This is a genomic window from Bradyrhizobium denitrificans, assembly GCF_013179005.1.
GTDB classification, from domain to species: Bacteria; Pseudomonadota; Alphaproteobacteria; order Rhizobiales; family Xanthobacteraceae; genus Bradyrhizobium; species Bradyrhizobium denitrificans.
In genome coordinates this window covers 1-2713 of sequence record NZ_JABFDP010000075.1, presented here as the reverse complement: position 1 = coordinate 2713, position 2713 = coordinate 1, and the positions used below count along the sequence as shown (strand labels likewise).

The following is a 2713-nucleotide window of genomic DNA, read 5'->3' as shown; positions in this document are numbered from 1 at the left end:
AACGAACTCAGATCTGGATAAAACTTGGGGGCAAGGTCACGAACACAACGCAAACAGAGTTTCAGAATGCGGCGTCTGGCGAGTTTCAGAACAACAAAATCGTGAAAATGTAAGATATTGACTGGGCTCCAGAAACCTGGCTGGGGCGGGAGGGATCGAACCTCCGAATGGCGGAATCAAAATCAGTTTGATTATTCAATGAATTTAGTGTGCGTGGGGAAAAAATCGCCGTACTGCCCCGCCAGATTTATCAATAGCTTAGCTCGCGTTTCCAAATGAGTTTCGTGCAAGGAAATCGGCTAAACTAACTGCAACGGAGGCGCTCTTCTCTTACCGGACTAACGAAGTTTCGGTTGATCACCGCAGGGAGGAGAACACATCGTCAAAAGTCGGGGTTCGAGTCCGGGGTCCGCTACAGCTGCGTTTTCCCAAGCTACGCAAGGGAAGCTACTTCCCCGGCTTCCTGGAGCCGCGCCGGATGGCCGAGAAGGCGCCGACGGCCGTGATCCAGGATGCCTACGTCCAGGGCGTCCCATGAGGTTGCCGGAAAGCTCCAGCGAACCCCGGTTCATAAATGGCATCACAGCCAGTCCTAAACCGATTGCCTTGGTCCAAGAGCTATGAAGCCAACACGATAGCACCTCAGCAGAGGTCCGGCCTACTAGAACTCTCCTCTCCCCTGCGGAAATGTGGATTTCCGTGAATTGCACATTCTTCGACCACACGTTTGGTTGACGCCGCTAGCTCAACTGATCCTACTCGGAGACGTGAAGCCGCCTCAGGACCTCTCGATTGTCGGAACTATCATGATCCGCACCCATGTATTCACAACTTTCTTTAGTCTGGGGATGATCAATTGCACATGCGCTTCCACGTACACTTTCAACGAAATCGCTGATCCATCTCAGGGAATTTACACATCTACCGTCGATGGGCAGCGACATCATTTCTTGAATTATCTTCTTATCTTTCCCGAGAACCCATTTACTCTGGCGCCAAACGACACGGTTAATTTCAATCTTAAGACAAACGGCACGCCGTTTAATGTGCCGGCCGGAATATTCGGCATTCAGCTACTTCCACTTCAACTGTCACCTTTTCGGAATGACGGAAGCGCATATAGTTTTAGGATGTGGACGAGCGTACAATTTTAATTGCCGGACAACAACTCACAGCTGAGCACCTCCGGCGGCTGCGCCAACTGCACCGCGACTTTCGTAAATTTGACTGGGCCAGGCCCACTCGTATTCAGCAGCTTATCTTCGAGCTCTCAAGTGATGCTTCCACAGTCGTTCTTATTCAACAAAATTGTTGTTTCGTATCAAGCCGAAACAGAGGCACAAGCATTAATCAACTTTCAAGGCGGCTCGACCACATCGAGCGCGGCGAATTTGCCCACGGCTCCGGTCAGTACTGTGGTTGCCCCTATCGGCGGGGGAATACCGGCGAACTTCTATCGATTTTACTGGCCTGGGGGGGGTGGTTTAACGCTTCCGCTTCGGTTCAAGGCCCGCTCACAAAAGGCGACACCTTTTTATTCGAGCTTTTCGCGAACAAAGGTCCTACACACTTCGCCTCCGCGATGGACTATTACAGCTCCTTCAACACCTCCTTTAGCGAGTTTTCTCCAATGGGAGTGTTTCTCGAGCCAGGGCCATATTCTATCGGGTTCGAGGGGACCAACGTACCAGACCCAACAATGGTGATTAGCTTTGACACACCAGTAACAGGTGATGTCCCTGAAGTATCTACATGGGCTATGATGCTGATCGGTTTCCTGAGTATTGGTTTCCTTAGACGAAAGATCAGTTTGACTCAATTCAGTTGAAGAAAGGGCTGATCCCTGCTGTCGGTGCACCGAGTCAGAACGGGTGCTTGGAGTGCTCCGTGCTCGTGAGCCATCTTGAGATCGCTTCTAGATCTGCAGGAGCCGAAATATACAGCGACACTTCTCGTGATTTCAGCGTCGGAACAGGTATTTCACCCTACCTACCGGCAGAGGCAAACCTGCAAAATCATCCGGTTACCGACGCGTTGAATGTCGCGAGCTTGTTGCCGGTGATCACGCATCTAAACGGCACACTGCTAGGCATACAGGTCATTCGACTCGACATACAAAATATAGTAGTTGGCAAGCGATTTCCAGGACTGCTCAGATGCCATCTCTCCCAGATGGCTTGATGAGCTACCCGATCCACTCTCTCGAACGTAGCGCAGCAAATTCTTATCTATATTTTTTGTAAAGCGAGAAGCGAATGACCTCTCAAGTAATAGTTAGCTATCACCCGCGTCCGAGCGCAGATGACGACTCGTGCTTCGGCAGCAGCACATTCTCGCACGACGTAGATCCTCCTAACAAAAGAATGCCTGGTTACAAGCCCGGCTTGCTGATTGACCATCCCGACGCGGTGGGACGGTCGCCCGACGAGGCTGCAAGTATCGCATTGCTGCCTAGCTTCCGGGCGGCGTCCGCCGTGGGCTGGCAGGTGGTGGGGCGACAGAGTTAAGCGGACTACGTTAGCTCGTATGCAAGCTATCCACACGCACGGAAGACCGACACGGGCTGAGTGCGCTTCGCTTTCCTTCAGAGCCTGCTAATCAACTAGGGTCGCGCGCCTTTCAATCCGGACATAGCGGATCGATACAGCGACCTTTGAGCAGACGCCTGCCCGCGTGACCTTGCCCCCAAGTTTTATCCAGATCTGAGTTCGTT

Annotated in this window: 1 protein-coding gene and 1 pseudogene; both read left to right on the top strand. The window is 52.0% G+C overall.

Annotated elements, in window-relative coordinates; genetic code table 11:
* Positions 1 to 361: 361 nt before the first annotated feature.
* Positions 362 to 532, top strand: a pseudogene (locus HL671_RS37750) (transposase); the annotation flags it as partial.
* 600 nt (positions 533 to 1132) lie between these two features.
* On the top strand, positions 1133 to 1828 hold the full coding sequence (locus HL671_RS37745) for a hypothetical protein (RefSeq protein ID WP_172244223.1): 696 nt from the start codon (positions 1133 to 1135) through the stop codon (positions 1826 to 1828).
* Positions 1829 to 2713: the final 885 nt, after the last annotated feature.